The sequence below is a fragment of the Streptomyces sp. NPDC097981 genome, assembly GCF_040302565.1.
In the GTDB taxonomy this organism is placed as follows: Bacteria; Actinomycetota; Actinomycetes; order Streptomycetales; family Streptomycetaceae; genus Streptomyces.
Genome location: NZ_JBEORW010000013.1, coordinates 89,652 through 107,201 on the forward strand (window position 1 = coordinate 89,652; position 17,550 = coordinate 107,201).

Sequence of the window (17,550 nt, forward strand, 5' to 3'; positions counted from 1 at the left end):
TCACAGGGCGAGGGCCTGGTGGTGGGCGGCAGCGAGGCGGTGGCTGAGACCGTCGTCGCTGATCAGCTCCAGCGCGCGGGCGTGATCGGTCGCGGTGCCAGCCAGGAGGCTTCGCTGCTGATCGAGGTAGGCGACCAGGAACCGGTGCAGGTCTCCCGTGGTGCTGTTCAGCGCGTGGGCGGTGAACAGCATGGTCAGCGGGAACGCCCAGCAGGCGTGGAGGAAGCCGAATGCCGGCCGCATCGTCTGTTTCCACGGGGAGTGGAAGCGTGCGGCGTCGCTGATCTTGCTTCCCGTCGCGGCGAGGGCGTCGTTCAGCCAGTTGTGCCCGGCCTCGTGGATGAGGTCCAGGGCCAGGACGACCGGGTCGTCGACGTGGTCCATGAAGACCGTGCCGGGCAGGCGGCTGATGGTCCAGCTGTCGAGGGTCTCGCCGAGGTTCTTCGTCCGCAGCAGGCATAGGACGACCGCATGCGCGGCGAGCAGGTCGCCGAAGCCCGCAGCTGCGGCGCTGGCGTAGGCGTCGGCCGCGAGGTGGCACAGGTGGGGTTGGGCGGGTTCGGTGCCGGGGCCCAGGACGTAGTAGGGCGTCTCGGAGATCGCGGATCGGGGCAGGTCGGCGAGTGTGGGCGCGACGACCACGCGGGCGCCGACCGCTGTGGGGACGGAGGCCGTGGTGGCACCCGCGCCGGGGTGGGCGACGTACCACTCGAAGGTCGATGCATCGCCGGCGCGGGCGGCGGCTTCGGCCCCTTCGAGGGCGTGGTGGGCCAGGCAGTAGTCAGCCGCCGTACTGGTACTGGTCTGAGGCTCCTGGACTTCGGGGCGGATGACCGCGTGGATTCGCTGCGTGCGCTCGTGATGCAGGCGGTCGATCGGCGGGAGGTCGAAGAGGTCGGCGAGGGTGTGCATAAGGCGGCTCTCCTGTTCGATGGTGGGCCCGGGGCCGGGCCGCAGGTGCTGGCGGCCCGGCCCCGGGGGTCTTCACCGGCGGCGCTCAGAGCGCCGAGCGGCTAAGGGTGTTCAGGCGGTGGTGGTCTCCGCCTCGGCCGCCGGCCAGCCCTCGGCCGAGACGCTGGAGGTGTGGGCGGTGGTACGGACGGTCTCGTCCTCGCCGCGCAGGTCCTCGACGTTGGCGAGGAAGTCGGCGATGCGGTCCTGGTTCATGAGGTGTTCCGCCTTTCGATCTCGGTGGCTTCGGCTCGTGCGCTTGCACTGCTGCGGTGCCGGCTAAGGGGCGGAGATCTCGCCCTGGGCATGAGGGCTCCCTCGCGTTGTCAGCGCTGGTGCAGGTCGGCCTCGGTGCGGAGCGCGATGCGCAGGTCGTTCATGGCGGGCCGATCGCCCACGCCGTCGGACAGCGCCGCGGTCACGACGCCGCGCAGAGGCTCCGGGATGAGGGACAGCTTCGTGTGGCCTGCCAGGCGGGGGATGTCCGCGCACAGGTAGCGGTAGACGAGGACGGCGAGGCTGAACACGTCGGCTGCCGGGGTGGCCTCGTGGTAGCCGGTGAGGTACTCCGGCGGCCAGTGGACCTCGGGGCCGCGGTGTTCAGGCCCGCGTGGGGTGGACAGGCGGCGGGCGGCTCCGAGGTCGGTGATCAGACCCCGGTCCTGCTCGATGAGGATGTTCTCCTGGTAGACGTCGCGGTGGACGATGCCGCGCTGGTGCAGGTTGTCCAGGCCGTCGGCGACGTCGGCGAGGATGCCGAGGCCCTTGCCGGTGTCCTTCGACGAGGCCATGAAGGTCCGGAAGTTTCCGCCATCGCAGTGAGGCATGGTGTACCAGTCGAACCGCTCCGAGCTGCCCTGTTCCAGCAGAGGGACGATGTGATCGGTTCCTCCAGCGGTGGCGGTCAGCTCCGCCTCGTGGCGAAAGTCTTCACGGGTGAGGGCGCGTTCGGTTTCGGTCATCTGCGCGTACCAGTAGAAGCCGTACGCGGCGGGCTTCTCGCCGGGGTCGAGCTCGGCCAGGACGTGGTTGCTGCCGAAGCCCGCCTTCAGCACGACGTCCTCCTGGCCGGGGCGGCTCGCTCTGACCAAGGTGCTGGCCCGAGTGAACGCGAGGAGATTGCTGATGCGCCAGCCGTCCGCGCGGAGCTGATCGAGGACCCAGGCTGCGGGATGCATCGGGTGCAGGTTCATCGGCTCGCTTTCTTGTTCGTGGCCGTGGGACTGCCGGCCAATCCGAGGTCCTCCATGCAGCCGCCGACCAGGGCTTCGAGGTCGGCATGGGTCGTGCAGGGGTGCTTCAGCACGGGAAGGCCAGTGGCCTTGGTCCAGGCGTCGGCGGCCTCGTTGTAGAGGTCGGCCAGCCGAGTGGCGGTCTCGCGCTGTTCGGTGAAGCGGCGCTCTGTCGTACGTCGAGTGATGCGGGCGTGGCAGACGTCGGGCTCGGTGGTCAGTAGAACGGTCAGCTGCGGACGGGCTTGGGCTTGCTCGGCGAGGCGCTCGACGTACGCGTCGACGGGTTGCTGGTGGAGCAGTGCGAGCAGGCAGGCGGTGGAGAGGGTGAGCCGGTCGGCGAGGACCGGGCCCGCGGTGAGGGCGGTGGCGATGTTGAAGCGGGCGTGCAGGGACAGGTCCTGGGCGGCGGCCTCGATGGCCTCTTGCTCGTCACCCGCTGTTCCGGCCCGCAGGCGGATCAGGGTCCGGGTGGCGGAGTGGGAGAGCCAGGAGAACTGGCCGATGTGGCTGAGGGGGATGCCCTCGGCGTGGGCGGTGGCCAGGAGCCGGTCGCGGAGGGTGCTCTTTCCGGCGCCGGCTATGCCTTCCAGGGCCAGGAGCACGCGCTCACCCCACCGTGATGGGCTCGGCGATGAGCCAGCTGATGAACTTGGCGACCCGGCCCGAGGTGACCGGCAGGGTTCCATGCGCGAGCTGGGAGCCGTACAGCAGGGCCGTACCGGGCGCCGGGGCGACGCTCCAGCGGGTTCGGGGCATGTGCTGGAACCAGGCCGCGGAGTTGTCGGCTCCGTCGTGGGTCAGCCACATGCCCTCCGCGTAGCCGTTCGAGTCGGCGTCGGGGGCCTTGCCGTTCCACAGGCGTTCGCTGGAGGCGGTCTCCACGTAGAAGTCGCCCCCGGCATCGGCCTGGGTGATCACGACGCTGATGCCGGCGATCTGGCGGGGCCAGGCGAGCGGGTCAGGGGCGATGCCGTCGAGGTGGCTGGTGATGTGCTGGCCCACGCCGTACTCGACGTACGTCCACGGGCGGCAGTGGGTGACTGAGGGCATGACGCGGGACAGCGCCGGGCGGGCGCGTTCGAAGGCGTCGCTCAGGAGCTTGTCGGCGGCCTCGGGGATCGAGGGGATCTCGATGCGTCCGATCGGCTCGTAGACGGCCATGGCCTCTTCGGGGCTGTGGCCGGGGATCTCGTGGATGGAGGTACGGCGCTCGTCCCCGAAGCGGCTGGTGCCGCCGCCGGTCAGGACGTCGGCCATCAGGTCGGCGAGGTGCCCCCTCTCGGTGTGGCTGAGGAAGTTCTCGATGCTTCCGACGCCGACGGTCTCGGCAATGTGGATCACTTCGTGGTTCCCCCTTGCTGGAGCACGCGATGGATGTCGTTCAGGTCCGTGCAGTGGTTGAGCCAGCTGACGACCGGGCTGCGGGTGGCGGCCAGCGGGTCCTGCCACAGCGCGAGGAGCTCTCCGGTCAACGGCAAGTCCCTGCTGTCGGGCATTAGGCCAGCGTCAGGTGCCTCGGCCTGGGCCAGGCCACCGCACGAGGCCCCGTGCTGCTGGGTGAAGACGAGCGCGACACGAGTTGCGGCCGTGGTGCGGCAGGCCCGCACGAGGGGGTCCGCGGGCAGCGGCAGGCCGTACGCCCGGTGCTCGGTGACCGTCCATGCCTGGGCGATGGCGGCGCCGGAGGCTGCGACGCGGCAGACCGCGCAGCACCGGCGATCGGAGTCCGGGCAGAGGAGGAGGTGCTCGCCGACGGTGGTCGCGATTTCGTCGAGGACCGCCCAAGCGGTACTGGCCAGCACGGCACCGACCTCTGGCTGCCCGAATCCCTCGGTGTCCTTGTGGTTGCAGCAAGGCTCGCCCGCTCCGGGCTGCTCGCTGGCGACGAGAGCGGGTTCGATGAACAGGGTGTGGAAGTAGGCGATGCGTCCCAGGAGCTGGTGAATGGTGACCGTGTCGCCGGGCTTCACCGCAGCACGCCCTCGGGGGCTTGCGGCAACACCGGCAGCGGGCAGGCGCAAGCGGATTCGGCCTTGGGACGTTCGGCGTCGAGGGCTGCGGCCAACACAGCGGCGGCCTCGTTCAGGCGGGCGAAGTATCCGTCCCACCCGTGACCTGAGCCTGGATCCAGGCTCAGGTCGAGGACCGGGGTGGTGGTGCCCGTGTTCTCGCACGTGAGCTCTGAGCGGCCGACGTTGACCTCGACGCCTTCGGGGAGGAGGGCGCTCGCCAAGGCCGCGGCCCGGCACAGGGCCGCGGCAGTACGGGCGTACTCCTGGCGGTCGCGTGGGAGGAGCCCGATGCGCAGCCCCGTGGGAGCCAGGTCCGCGCCGGTGTACTGGTGGCCCTGGCAGCTGTCGTACGTGACGAGCCCCCAGGCTCGGGTGACCGTGTCGACCAAGGGCCAGGCCCTGGGTTCGATGGCCGCCCGCCACATCGGGTGGGCAGGGGTCAGGTCGTCGGCCTCTTGGATGCCCGCGAGGCCCACGGTGTTGATGTTGCCGTGCTCACTGGTGTGCAGCCTGACTTCGCTGCCGACGAGGTCGGGAGTGTCCCAGCTGGTCAGGAAGGTGTTCACGTCGCGCATGCTGTTCGGGGTGCGCGGGCGCCAGCGCAAGCTCTGGCACCAAGCACCGACGGGCTGCGCGGGCTGGGCCAGCAGCGCGGCGACGCCGTCGATCATCCGCATGCGGTAGTCGCAGTACGCGTCGTGATCACCGGCCGGGTCCTGGCGCCAGCGGGTGGCGATGCACCCTCCGCCGCAGGTGGTGCGGTAGTCGCAGGTCGTGCACTTGTCCATCAGGGCTTTGCCCTGATCCAGGAGGAGGGAGTCCTGCTGGGCGCGGACCACCTCGTGCTCGTCGGCCGTGGACTCCAGCTGGGTGAGGCGGGCCTGGGGCCAGGGAAGTTCGTCGCAGCTCCCGAGGCGGCCATCGGGGTAGAGGGTGAAGACGTGATCGCACTTGAGGTCGGAGAAGTGGCAGAAGCCTGTCGTCAGACCCCGTAATCGCCGGATCGTGGAGACGGCTGGTTCGAGCTTGATGCGGGCGAAGTATCCGGCCGTGATCCAGTGAGAGGTGGCGGCAAGGACGAACTGGGCGTACTCGTCGGGATGGATCGCCCAGGCCGGGCCATCGGCTGCGTTCACGGCAGCCTGCTGAAGCAGCCGGCTGGCCGACTTGCGTCTGCTCGGCAGGGCCGTGGAGCGGCGGATCGTGGAGTCGAAGCAGGGTACGAAGCTGATCGCGTTGACCGAACCGAAGCCGGCGAGGTGGTCCAGCACATCTTCGGCGCGGTCCAGCACCGCCGGGGTGACCGCGGCGATCACACCGACGCTCCGGCCCCGCTCTGCGAGCAGTTTCAGGGCGGCGGCGACGCGCGGATACACGGGCTTGCCGTCGTAGCCGACACGCCAGGCGTTGCCCTGGGCGTCCCCGTCGAGGGAGATGCCGATCCGGAGGTCCGGGCAGAGGGTGTCGAACATGTCGAGCCAGTCGGCGTCGAGGAGGACGCCGTTGGTCTGCAGGCTGACGCGGACGACCTGCGGCATCCCGGCCAGTTCCGAGAGGATCTCGCCGATGTGCTCCCGCCCCGCCGTCAGGGGCTCGCCGCCGTGGAGCTCGACGGCGAGCTTGCGGCCCTTGAAGATGTCGGCCAGGCGCCTGATCTGGTCGGCGCTGACCCGGGCACCCCCAGGGGCCTCCTTGCGCTTCTCGTAGCAGTAGAGGCAGTCGATGTCGCACGTCTCGCCGCGCGTCTTGACGATGACCGACACCGCGGTGCCGGTGTCATCGGCGTCCAGGCCCCGGTAGAGCCCGTCGATCGTGTGGCGCTGTTCTGTGCTGAGGTTCATCGGCTGCCCCCTCCTATGCTGCCCTGACCGGATGACTGGCTAGTCGGACAAACGCCCCAGCAGGGCGCCCTGGCCGGACTGGAGAATGTGCGCGGCCTCCAGCGGGATCCAGAAGCACTCGAAGTGAGTCGGCTCCTGCTCGCCGTCGTGGTCCTCCTGGCTCATCCACCGCTCCGGGGTCGGCTCGGTCAGCTCCAGGTGGAAGACGTGCCGGTGCTGGATTTCGAACCGGTACGGGCTGATGTCGTACTCGGCCTCGCCGAGCTTGCGGACGATCTTGAAGTCCGACAGGCCGGTCTCCTCGCGGGCCTCGCGCAGAGCGGCGGCCTCCGGGGTCTCACCGGGGCGGATGCTCCCCGCAGGGACCTGGATGCCGACCTCCTCGTAGGAGTAGTCGGTGTGGCGGAACACCAGAAGGCGCCCGTCGCGCACGACGTAGACGAGGACCTTTTCCTTCGTGACCTTCTCGGGCATAGCGAATACCTCCACTTGGTACAGGAGCTGATTCGTGGACCCGGCCCAATGGAGGACCGGGGACGACATGTCCGTCGGTCGACCGTGATCGGCCGGAGTCCGGGGGAAGCCCATGAGTCTAGGCCCCCAACTTGCTCTCAAATCAGCGTTATTCAGTCGATCAGATGACCTGCGCAGGGCCTGCCGGCCGCCGCGACCGCGGTCCGACGCTTGGCCCTCGTCCGGGTGTGCGACGACGAGTCGGCTGCCGATGTGCGAACCTTCGTCACCGCGCGATCAGCCACTTCGCTGGCGCGACCGGAGGGCAGTCGCTGATCGCGTCCGCTGTCCTGATCCGCCATTTGACCACTCGGGCTGTTGGGCAGGTCGAACTCCGCCCAGCAGCGCTTGCCCGTCGCCGTCAGATCAGCACCGTGCCGGTCGGCGAGCACGGACACGAGATACAGACCGCGCCCAGACTCGGTGCTCCAGCTCAAGGCTTCCGGCTGCGGCAGCACCCTCGCCGCGTCGTGCACCTCGACCACGAGCACCGGCCCCTCCTGGCAGAGGCTCACCGTGACCGACCCCGACGCGGTGTGGCGCACGGCGTTGGCGATCAGTTCGCCGGCCGCCAGCTCGATGCCGTCCAGTGCCTCCTCGTCGAGCCGTATGCCCCAGGAACGAATGCCTGCGACGACGCGGTGTCGCGCCTGCTGGGCGCCGGCTGCCGAGTGGGCAACGGTGAACGCGAGCTGGTGGTGCGCTGCCATGAGCGGGCCTCCTGAGCTGCCTGGCTTGCGTAACCACGGCGGAGTATCGGCCTTGCTGGGCCGCTGTCTTGCCGGGGCGAAGACGAAGTGTTCCCGGCGGCTTCTGCCTGAACGAGGCCCTGAGCAACGCCGAACGCGGCCCTTTCGTGCCTAACCGATGTCTATTCGCCGTCCGCCTGGAATTTCTGGACAACAGATCTTCGATCGGCGGCTGTTGATGTCTAGCGTGGATGCCGGACAAGGACCCCGGCATGAGGGAGCGGCTGTGGAGCCATCAGGACCGACCCTCTTCCAGACCCTGATCAACCAGCGGGGCTGGCAGGACTACCAGGTCTTCAAGCGGCGGTACGAGCAGGCGGCCAAGCAGTTAGCCGAGCTGGAGGGCCCGCCCTCGATCGCGACGGCGACGATCGAGAAGCGGCAGTTCTTCCGGTACGCGCACGGAGAGGTCCGAACCCCGCAGACCGTCGGACGCCGCGTCCTCGAGTTCATGTTCCCGGGCATCCCGGCCGCCCGACTCCTCGGGCCCGCGGAGTCCAAGCCGGGTGTCTCACCGCACCACCCGACGGCTGACGACCGCAATGCAGTGGATCCATCCGAGTACGGCCTTGAAGACCTCGTCATGGCGGCGGCGAACGAGTCGGCGCAGTTCGCGGCCAGGGCAGAGAGCAGCAACGTGGGACCGCACACGCTGGAGCAGCTGGAAGCTGACATCCGCCGCCTCGTCATGACGTACCCCAACCGGCCCGTCGGGCCCCTGTTTCGAGAGGTACGTGCCCTGCGTGACCGCGCCTTCGAACTACTCGAAGGACGTCAGCCACCGCGGTACACCTCTGATCTCTACGTAGGCGCCGGTGTCCTGTGCGGCGTACTGGCGAATGCCAGCTTTGACCTGGGCCGCTATGACGCGGCCGAGACACAGGCCCGCACCGCCTTCCTGTTCGGCGAGCTCGCGGGCCACAACGGACTGCGTTCCTGGGTGCGCGGGCTCCAGGCGCTCATCGCGTACTGGGACGGGCGCCCGGTAGACGCCGTACGCCTCGCCGACTCGGGAAGCGCGTTCACCCCGGAATCCGGCACGGCGCAGATCCGGCTGGAGAGCATCAAGGCGCGTGCCTTCGGCCAGCTCAACCGGGCTAGCGATGCCTTGGCGGCCCTCAGTGCCGCCGACCGCCTACGAGAACAGCTCGTCGAAGGCGACGAGCTGCCCGGCGGGATGATGGCCTTCCCCGTCGAGAAGCAGCTGTTCTACTCCAGCAGCACGCACTTGTGGCTGGCGGGCACGCAGCACCTCAGCGACGCCGAGGCTCGCGCCGACGAAGCGGTGGAGCTGTTCCAGTCCGCGCCTCCTGAGCAGCAGAGACTTGGTGAGATGTCCCTGGCCCGTATGGACCTGGCGATGGCTCGGCTGGGCCGAGGGGACATCGACGGAGCGGCGACCCAGATCCACGCGGTCCTCGGGGTCAGTGCCCGACGCCGCACAGAGAGCGTCGACCGCCGGATCGGCCACTTCAGCCGTCAGCTCGCGCTGTACCCCGGGGCCGGATCGCCTGCCGCGATCGGCCTCCGTGAGGTGATCATTGCTCATCAGGAACGCATGCCCGCTCAGCTCCCGCCAGGAGGCAGCCAGTGACGACCGTGACCCTCTTGCACCCCGGCGCCATGGGCGCGGCGGTCGCCGCCCAGGCCGTCGCCGCAGGCCACGAGGTGCTGTGGGTGCCGGAAGGCCGAAGCGAGGCGACCCACCGGCGCGCGAAGGAAGCTGGCGCCATCGCCTGTGACTCGCTCGCCGAGGCGCTGGAGCGCAGCGAGATCGTCCTGTCGATCTGTCCGCCGCAGGCTGCCGAAGACGTGGCAGCCACGGTCGCCGGCCATGCCTTCGCCGGCGTGTACGTGGATGCCAACGCGATCAACCCTCAGCGCATGCAGCGCATCGCGGAGGAGATCAGACCCGGCGGCACGGTCCTCGACGGAGCGATCTTTGGTCCGCCGCCCGGCGGCCAACGGGCTGCTCGTCTCTACCTGGCTGGCGAAGCCCAGGCCGTGGACACGATGGAGCCCTTGTTCAAGGACACCGCGTTGCACGTCCGCCGCGCGAGCGGCAGCGTCGGCTCCGCCTCCGCGCTGAAGATGGCGTTCGCCAGTTACCAGAAGGCCGCCCGAACCCTTGCCGGTGTGGCCCACGCGCTCGCCGATGCCCACGGAGTCGGCGACGAGCTCACGGCCGAGGCGCAGACGATGGCGTCCAACATCCTCTCCGACCCCGGATACCTGCCCAGCGTGGCCGCACGCGCCTGGCGCTGGGCTCCGGAGATGGAGGACATCGCCGAAACGCTCCGCGCCGCCGGGTTGCCTGTGGATATGGCCGAAGCGGCGGTCGCGGTCATGGCTCGCTGGGAAGGAGACAAAGACCACTACGACCTGTCGGTCGCAGAGGTCTTGTCCCATTTGAGGGAACAACCTGCTCGCTGAGTGGCGGCCGTCTCAAAACAGTGGCGTGGTCGTGGGCCGACTGCTGCCCAGAGGCAAAGAGGAAGCCGAAGATGTGGTTGAACGGGGTGGTCTCGTGCGGCTCCGGTTGCCCGGTTGCCAAGCGGTTCTTCCTGGCCTTGGCGGCAGCCGCAAGCATCGCAAAGGATCGCTGGCCGGGAGGGTTCCTGGCAACTGATCGCACGGTGTTGCTCGCCCGCTCACGCTTCGCCACATCCCGGTACCCGAAAGCCGAGCGCCCTGTGGGTCGAAGCTGCAGCGCCTACGCCCAGCAGGGCCGCCTGGCCGACGGCTACCAGGCCCTGCCGGATCGCCGAGACCTGCCCCGCCCAGGACGTACGCCGTCCCGCCGTCCGCGAGCTGGTCGCCGACATGGCCGCGCGGGACCGCCGACGTACGCTGCCGGAGCTCCACCACTTCAGCCGCCGACTGGGAGTACCCGCGTGACCGAGCCGCAGTCCAAGCCCTTCCTGTACGTCGTCGTGTGCGCCGCCGGGATCGCCGGCGACGTCGGCAGGCTGATCACCGCGGCACAGGAACGGGGTTGGGAGGTCGGGGTCATCGCCACCCCGCAGGGTCTGGAGTTCCTCGACGTCCGGGCGATCGAGGAGCAGACCGGGTACTCGGTCCGGTCCGCTTGGCGCTCGCCCGGCGAGGCACGGACGTACCCGCGGGCCGACGCCATCGCGGTTGCGCCGGCCACGTTCAACACGGTCAACAAGTGGGCCGCGGGCTTCGCCGACAACCTTGCCCTCGGCATCCTCTGTGAAGCCCCCGGCATGGGCGTCCCCACGGTCTTGCTGCCCTATGTGAACACCGCGCTCGCCGCCCACCGGGCCTACCGGCGCAGCATCGACGAGCTCCGGGAGATGGGCGTGCTGATCGGCAGCTACGAGCCCCACCGTCCGAAGTCCAGTGGTGGGGCCGATCGCTTCCCTTGGGAGGAAGCGGTCGATCTGCTCGCGCCGCTCCTCCGTGCTGGGGCAGAGCCGCAGTGAACGTGTCGGCATCGCCCCTCGGGGAAGCCGGCCCACCCGACCTGGAGGAGCAACGTGGAGCAGCGGAACGCTGAGGCTCGAGCGGCCATCGCAGCGGCCGTCGTGGTGCACGAAGGCTGCGTGCTGATCGTGCGGCGTCGGGTCAGCGAGGGGCGGCTCTCCTGGCAGTTCCCCGCCGGTGCGGTCGAGCCGGGCGAAGCCCGGGAGGAGGCCGCCGTACGCGAGACCCTGGAGGAGACCGGCATCGCCGTGGAGGCGCTGAAGCTGCTCGGGGAGCGGATTCACCCTGACACCGGCCGCTCGATGTCGTACACCGCCTGTGAGGTAGTCGGCGGCCACGCGCATGTCGTGGACACCGACGAGTTGGCCGAACTCGCGTGGGTGGCCCACGCCGACATCTCTGAGTACATCCCGTACCGCCTGTTCGAGCGGGTGCAAGAACACCTCGACGCCGTCCTGGAGTGTTGAGGCGGACTGATCGCGCGCATTGGGACAACACGCCAGACGGTGGATCTCGAGGACCGCGGTGGGGCAGGTCCTAACTGTCTTCGAGGAGCCGGTCGGTGGCGTCCTGGACTCGGGCTGTCGCCCGGCGGACCGAGTCGAGTACGGCGTTGATTTGGGCGTCGGCCGGCTCGACGCCTGAATTGACGGCACGGGTCAGCTGGTTCAGGTTGTTGCCGATCTGACCGAGTTGCCTGCGGGCAGCGAACAGCTCGCTGACGGTCTCACGGCGCCCGGCGATGGCTGCGGCGCTGTTGCCCGGGTCGTGGGCTGCGCTGAGGGCCGCTCGGGCGAAGAAGCCGGCGACGGTGCAACCGACGGCCTTGGCGGCGGTCACGACGAGCGCGTGCTCGTCGTCGTTCACGCGGACGCTGCACACTTTGGAGCGCTGGGGGTGCTTGTGGTGACGGCGTCGTGTGCGGGGCGCTGGAGGGGCAGCGGAGGTGTACGTGGCTTCGCACGCAGGCTGTTGCTCATTCCCCGGCTGCGTCCGTCCCGCGGTCGCAGCCTCCTCGTCAGGCGTCCCCCGGCGCCGGACGAGGCTCCGTCCCCCTGGGGCGGTGAGCCCTTTGGACACTCCGCCGACGGTGGAGTGTCCAAAGGGATAACTTGCTCCGTCTCGGGCTTGGGTAGGGGCCGCCTGCTGGTGGTCGTGGGGACTCGTGGCTGTGGGGTCGTCGTGCAAGAGCGGGCCTCCTGGTGGTCGGGCTGGAACGCTTCGGTGCTGTGGGGATAGGGCGTACGAATGCCAGCTCGCCCCGCGACGGATGCGTGCGTGAGCAGCGTGACTTCGGACGTGGGCTTACGCGGCGTCCGCTCTACCGCCGTCGAGTTCGGCCTGGACCTGCCGGGTGATCTTGTCCCGGCGGTCCTTGCCGATGGAGAGGCCGCGTGCGCGGACAACCGTCTCGATGTGGCGGCTTGACGCGCGTCCGTTGCGTCCGAGCGGGGCGGTGCGGGCGATGGCGCGGAGTTCGTCGTCCGTGGCGGCGGGCTTGCGACCGGTGCGCTTCTTCGGCGGGACGTCGGCTTCCGCCACTTGATCGGTCTCTTCCGCCACATCGCCTGACGCATCTTGCAGGGCGTCAGCCGGAGTGGAGCGGTCACCCTTGCGTGGAGAACTGTGAGGGTCCACGGACCCTTCTGGATATGGGAGCTGCGCTGTGGCGGGGTGCGCGCGGGGACGGTCCAGGTCCGCTGGATGCGCTGAGGGTTCCCCTGCCGGGCGGCGACTGTTGCGGGAGTCGCGGGAGGCGACGTGGCGGTGAATCTGCCGCATGAGGAGGGCGAAGGCGAAGAGCGCGGCTGCTGGAGGCACGGCTGCGACGACGTAGTCGAGGGCCGGGGTCGGGGCGCCGTCGGTCCTGCTGACGCCGGCGACGTTCAGGGCGATCGAGCCCAGTGATCCGGCAGCGGTGAGGGCGATTGCCCACCCGTCGGTTTCCCGGCGGAGGCTGGCGCGGAGCATGAGTACTTCCCCGGCGACGATGAAGGCATCGAGCGTTGCCGGCCACGCCCACTGGCGGGCTGGAGAAGCGCTGAGGCCGTGCTGCCCAGCGACTTCGGCGAGGTGGGCGTAGGAGAGCCAGAAACCCGCGGTGGTGAGGGCGACGATGACGCATCCGGCGACGGCTAGGGCATACCGCTCGGCTGTCTGCGGGCGGTGGGAGGTGGTGGTCAAGCGGGTGGTTCTCCAAAGGGTGGGCGCGTTCAAGCGGCAGGGGAGGTGCGGCGGCGGTCGGCGCCGTCGAGGATGACCCGGTGCGTCATCTCGGAGAGGCGGGAAGCGACGCGGTCGCCGAGGGCGGTGCGGAGCTGGGGGATGGGAAGGTTGGTCGTGAGCAGGGTGGGGCGCAGGTACTCGTACCGGTGGTTGATCAGCCGGTAGGTCAGCTCCTCCGTCCACTCGCTGCCCTTGGCGGCGCCGAGGTCGTCCAGGAGCAGCAGCGGGCAACGGGCCAGGGTGTGCAGCTCACGTTCCGCGTCGAGGCCGGGGCGGGGCCTCAGGCGGGCGTACAGATCGGCGGCTGTGACCGCCTCCCAGCGCAGGCGGACGCCGGCAGCCAGCAGGGCGCGGACGGCCCCGTAGGCCTGGTGGGTCTTGCCGGTACCCGTGGGACCGGCGATGAGGAGCGAGGGGCCTTCCGCTATGCCCCGCGTCCCGCTCGGGCCGGGGCGCCCGGCACACGCGATCTCGTCCACCCAGGCCGTGACTTGGGGGTGATCGGCGCGGGCGTGCCGGTATCGCGGAGGGATCCGGGCGTCGGCCAGTTCCAGTGCGCTGACAGGCTCGGGCGTGGGCTCCGGTTCCTCCGAGCCGATGACGGGGTCCATGCCCCGGCGGGCCAGGATGCCCGCCACGGCCCGGACGGCCTGACCGGAGGGCTGGGGCAGGGTGGTGGCGGTCAGAGCGCACCCCCGTAGGCAGCGGCGACGTCGGTGGGGTTGGTCCAGGGACGGTGGGTGACGGCGGTCGTGGGCACCCCCGCGTTCATGACCTCGTGCACGACACTGGCCAGGGTCTTCGGGTGAAGGCCCTTGGTCCGCTGGCGGTCCAGACCGGCTCGTACGTGGGCGGGGTCGATGCCCTCGGCGAGGAGCTTGGCGGCTTCTCGTCCGAGCTGCCCGAGCACGCTCGTGGGCGGACGGTGTTCGCAGGCCGCGGTGTACTCGGTGATGAGGTCCTTCGCCGAGACGGTCTGGGGCGCGGGGGCGCTCGCGCCCCCCAACGGGGTAGTTCCTAGTTCCCTGTTCCTAGGTCCTAGATCCGGACGCTGAGGGCTCACGTCAGGCTCCGTGAGCCCTTCCCCAACCGGCTGTGAGGGTTCGCTGAACGGCCCTTGACCTGCAAATTCTCGGCTCACGGCAGGCTCCCTGTCTGCTGCCTGACCCGTCCTGGAGGCCTCCGTGACGGCTCCGTGTACCGGCAGTGAGGGCTCACGCGGCACGCCGAGGTCGTGGTGCGGGCAGGACGGGATCCTGCTGATGCTGGGGCGGTTGATCTTCTGGTGGAGGGCGAAGGCGACGACGTGCAGGTACTGCCTTCCGTCCTCGCCCTCGTAGCGGCAGATCAGGCCGGCCGCGTCGAGCTGCGTCAGATCCTCCTCGACCTCCACCGGGCCGTGTTCGCGACGTAGCGACCACAGCTGCCCGGCGATGACGGCGGCCTGGTCGCGGATGCGGCCCTTGTCGTCGGCTTGGGTGAGCAGGCCGAAGAAGGTCCGCTCGGCGCTCAGGGACACGGCCGCCAGGGACTCGGAGGCGAAGGCCTCGGGCTTGATGGTGCGGATACGGGCGATGGAGATCGACCGCCTTTCGAAATCGGGGCAGGGAACCGGCGGGGCCGGGGTGCGTGGACAACACAGCCACACCCCGAGTCCAGAAGTCCAGACTTGGCTCAAGCGGCCGTGAAAGGTTTTCCGGTCGCACGACCGTAAACCCGAAACGCCGGTCGGCGAAATCGCCCGCGATATTCGCCGTCGGCATGGGATCGCTCACAGCAGACGGGGAATGCCTTCCCGAACCTCCGGCGGGCAAGCTACAACACACCAATGCCGCCACGCCCTCTCGAAATCGGACCCGCCGGACGCGCCGCCGCCCACGCCATCCAACGCACCCGTGTGGCCCGTGGCTACTCCCAGCGCCAGCTCGCCGCCCGGGTCACCACACTCGGTCGCCCCATGACCTTCACCGCGCTCTCCCGCATCGAACGCACGGTCCGGCGTTGCGACATCGACGACCTCGTCGCCATCGCGGCAGCCCTCGGAGCGCCGCCGCACGCACTTCTTGCTGCTCCTTCGAGTCGCCCCGAGACGCTGAGGGTGGGCGGAATATAGCCGACGATCCCCGGTTTCCGAAACCGGGGATTCTCCGCACCATTGGTGGTCCCTGGAGGTTGCTGCGCCTGTATGTGGCCAGTGATGTGCGTTCCCGTCCCCCGCGTAAGGAATTTCGCTTGTCCGTCGTCGATCCGTTTTCCTTTGTCAGTGCCCCCGAACTTCGCCACCGTTCCACCGTCGGCCGTGCATTTCTCGGGGTCCAGGAAACGGCCGCGTATCTCGGCATTTCGCCCAAGACTCTTTACGTCTGGCGTCACCGGCGGCAGGGGCCGCCCAGTTTCCGGATGGGTGCCCGCGGGCGGGTGACGTACCGGGTCGATGCGCTCGACGCCTGGATACGCGAGCAGGAGCGAGCGGACTCCCGCTCCAACCCCGCCCTTAACCCCGTGAGCACCGCACCACAGCGCCGCGCCGCCTACCCGGCCACCGGCTGACGGCTTCCGGCCATCCATCCCGAACCCCTACTAGCTGCAAGGAAACGCTTGGCCGGCTACATCGAAGACCGCTGGATCAACAAGAAGAAGGACCCCGTCACCGGCAAGCGCGAGCGCACCGCCCGGTACGGAAAGGGGAGTCGCTACCGGGTCGCGGGGATCCCGGGTGTCCGGGGCATGTCGTTCGACACCCTGGAGGACGCCAAGGCGTGGCTCCGCAGGGCCGGCACCGACAGTGAGCGGGGCGAGTTCGTCGACCCGCGCGACGGCTCCATCACCCTCGCCGACTACGTCACGCGCCACTGGCAGACGGGAGTGCGGGGCGCACCGGGCACGGTCAAGCGGGTTGACGAGCGCGTGCGCCTCCACGTCCTTCCGCACATCGGCGAGGTGGCACTGCGGGACGTCTCCGCGTCCGTCCTGCGCGGCTACATCGCCACGCTCGAAGGCGAGTGCGCACCGCGCTACGCCCGGCAGATCCTCACCACCCTCTCGAACGTCTTCGAGACGGCGATCGACGACAAGCGTCTGGTCCGCAACCCGATGCGCGCCAAGTCAGTGCGCTGGCCCAAGGCTCCCGAGGACCAACGGGAGGCGTGGCTGTTGGAGACAGCGCAGCGGGTACGGGACGACATCAACCAGCGCTACCGGATCGCCGTCGTCGTCGCCCTCGGGTGTGGGCTGCGCCAGGGAGAGGTCTTCGGGCTGTCGTCGGCGGACGTCGACTTCGAGCGAGGTCTCATCCGCGTCCGCCGACAGGTCCAGCTCCTGTACGGCCGCCTGTACTTCACCCTTCCCAAGGGCGGGAAGACCCGCGTCGTCGACATGCCGCCTTCGGTGGCCGCCGAGCTGCGCACACACTTCCTGCAGCATCCGGCTGTTGAGGTCGAGCTGCCCTGGGGTGGCCCCGAAGCCGATCGGGAGAAGCGCTCCTTCCCGCTGGTCCTTGCCACGACCTACGGCAACGCGATCCGCGCCAACATCTTCAACGACGAGGTGTGGAAGCCCGCCCTCGCGAAGGCCGGAGTGATCCCCGTGCGGGAGAAGGGCCAGCGCTGGAAGGCATCCCGCAAGGACGGCTTCCACGTCCTCCGGCACACATACGCCTCCGTGATCCTCGAGGCGGGCGAGTCCGTGGTCACCCTCGCCCGGTGGCTCGGCCACTCCAGCCCGACCATCACCCTCGACCACTACGCCCACTTCATGCCCGAGGCCGGCGGCAAGGGCCGTGCGGCAGTCGATGCGCTGCTCGGAGTGGCCCCTCAGTACGTCCCAGACGACCTTGCCCTTGCCTGAGAACGGGTGGCACAGCACATGCTGTGCCACCCGTTCTCGTTAGTGGGTCAGGCGCTGCGTCTCATGCTGCGCGACGCCAAGGCAGGCGGGCGCGCCTTGCGGGCAGGCCGAGGAGCTCGTGCAGCGCCTTGCCCTCGTGGGCCCAGCGGTTCAGTCGGTCGCGGTCGACCCACCGCACCCCGTGACGGTCGCCCCAGGCCATGGCGTCGCGGGTGAACGCGCCGTTGGTGACGACGACCGCGTGGTCCGCCCTGTGTGCGGGACCCGCCGTTCCGTTCACCTGGTACATCACCGACGAGCCGACCTTGCCGCCGACGCGGGTGTGCTTCGCCTGCACCACGATCCGCCCGAGGGGTATCCGGACGCCGATCACGTCCGCGGCCTGGTCCCCGCCCCCGCCCACCCTCCTGGCCGCCCAGCCGTCGCGGACGAGGAGGTCGCGCAGCGCGTACTCGAACTGCTGATCGTCCATCGCGTCCAGCTCGGACATGGTGATGCGCAGACGGGCCAGCCTCTCGCTGTCCGCGCGATGTCGGCGGGAGCCCCGTACCCGGAGGCAGGCGAAGCCGCCGGCGAGAGCGAGACCGATCAGGACGAGCACTGGCCAGGCTGCGGCGGCCCTCGTCAGGAGGCGCGATGCGGCCTGTGCCAGGGCGACCGTGAGCGCGAGGGCAACGGCTGCCGCACCCAGTAGGTCTGCGGTACTGCGCGGTTGCCATCGGATCCT

Annotated in this window: 21 protein-coding genes and 1 pseudogene; 8 read left to right on the forward strand and 14 right to left on the reverse strand. The window is 69.6% G+C overall.

Annotated elements, in window-relative coordinates; translation table 11 throughout:
• The 9 genes from ABTY04_RS15380 to ABTY04_RS15420 all read right to left on the reverse strand — a co-directional run bounded on the left by ABTY04_RS15380 (position 1) and on the right by ABTY04_RS15420 (position 7,262).
• Entirely contained in the window at positions 1 to 912 is a 912-nt protein-coding gene (locus tag ABTY04_RS15380; RefSeq protein WP_352213864.1) for an aKG-HExxH-type peptide beta-hydroxylase, read from the reverse strand.
• A 111-nt stretch (positions 913 to 1,023) separates the two neighbouring features.
• Positions 1,024 to 1,167 (reverse strand): hypothetical protein, encoded by a 144-nt coding sequence (locus tag ABTY04_RS15385; protein ID WP_167347301.1) that lies wholly within the window; start codon positions 1,165 to 1,167, stop codon positions 1,024 to 1,026.
• A gap of 110 nt (positions 1,168 to 1,277) precedes the next feature.
• Entirely contained in the window at positions 1,278 to 2,144 is an 867-nt protein-coding gene (locus ABTY04_RS15390) for a protein kinase domain-containing protein (RefSeq protein WP_352213865.1), read from the reverse strand.
• Positions 2,141 to 2,788, reverse strand: coding sequence for a hypothetical protein (locus tag ABTY04_RS15395; RefSeq protein ID WP_352213866.1), 648 nt, complete (start codon positions 2,786 to 2,788; stop codon positions 2,141 to 2,143). Before ABTY04_RS15395 ends, ABTY04_RS15390 begins: the two co-directional genes overlap by 4 nt.
• 4 nt (positions 2,789 to 2,792) lie before the next feature.
• Positions 2,793 to 3,527, reverse strand: a complete 735-nt coding sequence (locus ABTY04_RS15400) for a hypothetical protein (protein WP_352213867.1) — start codon at positions 3,525 to 3,527, stop codon at positions 2,793 to 2,795.
• Complete coding sequence (locus ABTY04_RS15405) at positions 3,524 to 4,156, reverse strand: hypothetical protein (RefSeq protein WP_352213868.1); 633 nt, start codon at positions 4,154 to 4,156, stop codon at positions 3,524 to 3,526. Before ABTY04_RS15405 ends, ABTY04_RS15400 begins: the two co-directional genes overlap by 4 nt.
• A complete protein-coding gene (locus ABTY04_RS15410) occupies positions 4,153 to 6,039 on the reverse strand; it encodes a radical SAM/SPASM domain-containing protein (protein WP_352213869.1) in 1,887 nt (628 codons plus the stop codon). Before ABTY04_RS15410 ends, ABTY04_RS15405 begins: the two co-directional genes overlap by 4 nt.
• Before the next feature lie 39 nt (positions 6,040 to 6,078).
• Positions 6,079 to 6,513 (reverse strand): NUDIX hydrolase, encoded by a 435-nt coding sequence (locus ABTY04_RS15415; protein ID WP_030845654.1) that lies wholly within the window; start codon positions 6,511 to 6,513, stop codon positions 6,079 to 6,081.
• A gap of 152 nt (positions 6,514 to 6,665) precedes the next feature.
• Positions 6,666 to 7,262 carry an ATP-binding protein gene (locus ABTY04_RS15420; RefSeq protein WP_352213870.1) on the reverse strand — a complete coding sequence of 199 codons (597 nt, stop codon included), beginning with the start codon at positions 7,260 to 7,262 and terminating at the stop codon, positions 6,666 to 6,668.
• A gap of 265 nt (positions 7,263 to 7,527) precedes the next feature.
• Here ABTY04_RS15420 and ABTY04_RS15425 point away from each other — a divergent pair, with 265 nt between their 5' ends.
• From ABTY04_RS15425 to ABTY04_RS15445, 5 genes and pseudogenes are all read left to right on the forward strand, one after another.
• Positions 7,528 to 8,895, forward strand: a complete 1,368-nt coding sequence (locus ABTY04_RS15425) for an NsdA family TPR-like regulatory protein (protein ID WP_352213871.1) — start codon at positions 7,528 to 7,530, stop codon at positions 8,893 to 8,895.
• Positions 8,892 to 9,734: an NAD(P)-dependent oxidoreductase gene (locus ABTY04_RS15430; RefSeq protein WP_352213872.1), complete on the forward strand. Its 843-nt coding sequence runs from the start codon at positions 8,892 to 8,894 to the stop codon at positions 9,732 to 9,734. Before ABTY04_RS15425 ends, ABTY04_RS15430 begins: the two co-directional genes overlap by 4 nt.
• Before the next feature lie 208 nt (positions 9,735 to 9,942).
• Positions 9,943 to 10,199: pseudogene (locus ABTY04_RS15435) on the forward strand (helix-turn-helix domain-containing protein); the annotation flags it as partial.
• Positions 10,196 to 10,750 (forward strand): flavoprotein, encoded by a 555-nt coding sequence (locus ABTY04_RS15440; RefSeq protein ID WP_352213873.1) that lies wholly within the window; start codon positions 10,196 to 10,198, stop codon positions 10,748 to 10,750. The pseudogene ABTY04_RS15435 and the gene ABTY04_RS15440, both read left to right, overlap by 4 nt.
• A gap of 54 nt (positions 10,751 to 10,804) precedes the next feature.
• Positions 10,805 to 11,218, forward strand: a complete 414-nt coding sequence (locus ABTY04_RS15445) for an NUDIX hydrolase (protein WP_352213874.1) — start codon at positions 10,805 to 10,807, stop codon at positions 11,216 to 11,218.
• Between the two features lie 70 nt (positions 11,219 to 11,288).
• On the opposite strand, the gene ABTY04_RS41160 is transcribed toward ABTY04_RS15445, so the two are convergent.
• The 4 genes from ABTY04_RS41160 to ABTY04_RS15465 form a co-directional block, all read right to left on the reverse strand.
• On the reverse strand, positions 11,289 to 11,831 hold the full coding sequence (locus tag ABTY04_RS41160; RefSeq protein WP_502996641.1) for a MobC family plasmid mobilization relaxosome protein: 543 nt from the start codon (positions 11,829 to 11,831) through the stop codon (positions 11,289 to 11,291).
• Between the two features lie 225 nt (positions 11,832 to 12,056).
• Entirely contained in the window at positions 12,057 to 12,935 is an 879-nt protein-coding gene (locus tag ABTY04_RS15455; RefSeq protein ID WP_352213876.1) for a DUF2637 domain-containing protein, read from the reverse strand.
• A gap of 29 nt (positions 12,936 to 12,964) precedes the next feature.
• Complete coding sequence (locus tag ABTY04_RS15460; RefSeq protein ID WP_352213940.1) at positions 12,965 to 13,588, reverse strand: ATP-binding protein; 624 nt, start codon at positions 13,586 to 13,588, stop codon at positions 12,965 to 12,967.
• A 71-nt stretch (positions 13,589 to 13,659) separates the two neighbouring features.
• Positions 13,660 to 14,553, reverse strand: coding sequence for a hypothetical protein (locus ABTY04_RS15465; protein WP_352213941.1), 894 nt, complete (start codon positions 14,551 to 14,553; stop codon positions 13,660 to 13,662).
• Positions 14,554 to 14,805: 252 nt separating this feature from the next.
• Between ABTY04_RS15465 and ABTY04_RS15470 the strand changes: the two genes are divergently transcribed.
• The 3 genes from ABTY04_RS15470 to ABTY04_RS15480 all read left to right on the forward strand — a co-directional run bounded on the left by ABTY04_RS15470 (position 14,806) and on the right by ABTY04_RS15480 (position 16,823).
• Entirely contained in the window at positions 14,806 to 15,090 is a 285-nt protein-coding gene (locus ABTY04_RS15470) for a helix-turn-helix domain-containing protein (protein WP_352213877.1), read from the forward strand.
• A 119-nt stretch (positions 15,091 to 15,209) separates the two neighbouring features.
• Positions 15,210 to 15,527: a helix-turn-helix transcriptional regulator gene (locus ABTY04_RS15475; protein ID WP_352213878.1), complete on the forward strand. Its 318-nt coding sequence runs from the start codon at positions 15,210 to 15,212 to the stop codon at positions 15,525 to 15,527.
• 48 nt (positions 15,528 to 15,575) lie between these two features.
• Positions 15,576 to 16,823, forward strand: coding sequence for a tyrosine-type recombinase/integrase (locus tag ABTY04_RS15480; protein ID WP_352213879.1), 1,248 nt, complete (start codon positions 15,576 to 15,578; stop codon positions 16,821 to 16,823).
• Positions 16,824 to 16,884: 61 nt separating this feature from the next.
• Here ABTY04_RS15480 and ABTY04_RS15485 read toward each other — a convergent pair whose 3' ends face one another.
• On the reverse strand, positions 16,885 to 17,514 hold the full coding sequence (locus ABTY04_RS15485) for a restriction endonuclease (protein WP_352213942.1): 630 nt from the start codon (positions 17,512 to 17,514) through the stop codon (positions 16,885 to 16,887).
• Positions 17,515 to 17,550 lie beyond the last annotated feature (36 nt).

Coding starts and splice junctions, on each gene's coding strand:
- ABTY04_RS15380 (WP_352213864.1), bottom strand. CDS start 912: ATGCACACCCTCGCCGACCTCTTCGACCTCCCGCCGATCGACCGCCTG.
- ABTY04_RS15470 (WP_352213877.1), top strand. CDS start 14,806: ATGCCGCCACGCCCTCTCGAAATCGGACCCGCCGGACGCGCCGCCGCC.
- ABTY04_RS15385 (WP_167347301.1), bottom strand. CDS start 1,167: ATGAACCAGGACCGCATCGCCGACTTCCTCGCCAACGTCGAGGACCTG.
- ABTY04_RS15460 (WP_352213940.1), bottom strand. CDS start 13,588: ATGGACCCCGTCATCGGCTCGGAGGAACCGGAGCCCACGCCCGAGCCT.
- ABTY04_RS15415 (WP_030845654.1), bottom strand. CDS start 6,513: ATGCCCGAGAAGGTCACGAAGGAAAAGGTCCTCGTCTACGTCGTGCGC.
- ABTY04_RS15420 (WP_352213870.1), bottom strand. CDS start 7,262: ATGGCAGCGCACCACCAGCTCGCGTTCACCGTTGCCCACTCGGCAGCC.
- ABTY04_RS15410 (WP_352213869.1), bottom strand. CDS start 6,039: ATGAACCTCAGCACAGAACAGCGCCACACGATCGACGGGCTCTACCGG.
- ABTY04_RS15390 (WP_352213865.1), bottom strand. CDS start 2,144: ATGAACCTGCACCCGATGCATCCCGCAGCCTGGGTCCTCGATCAGCTC.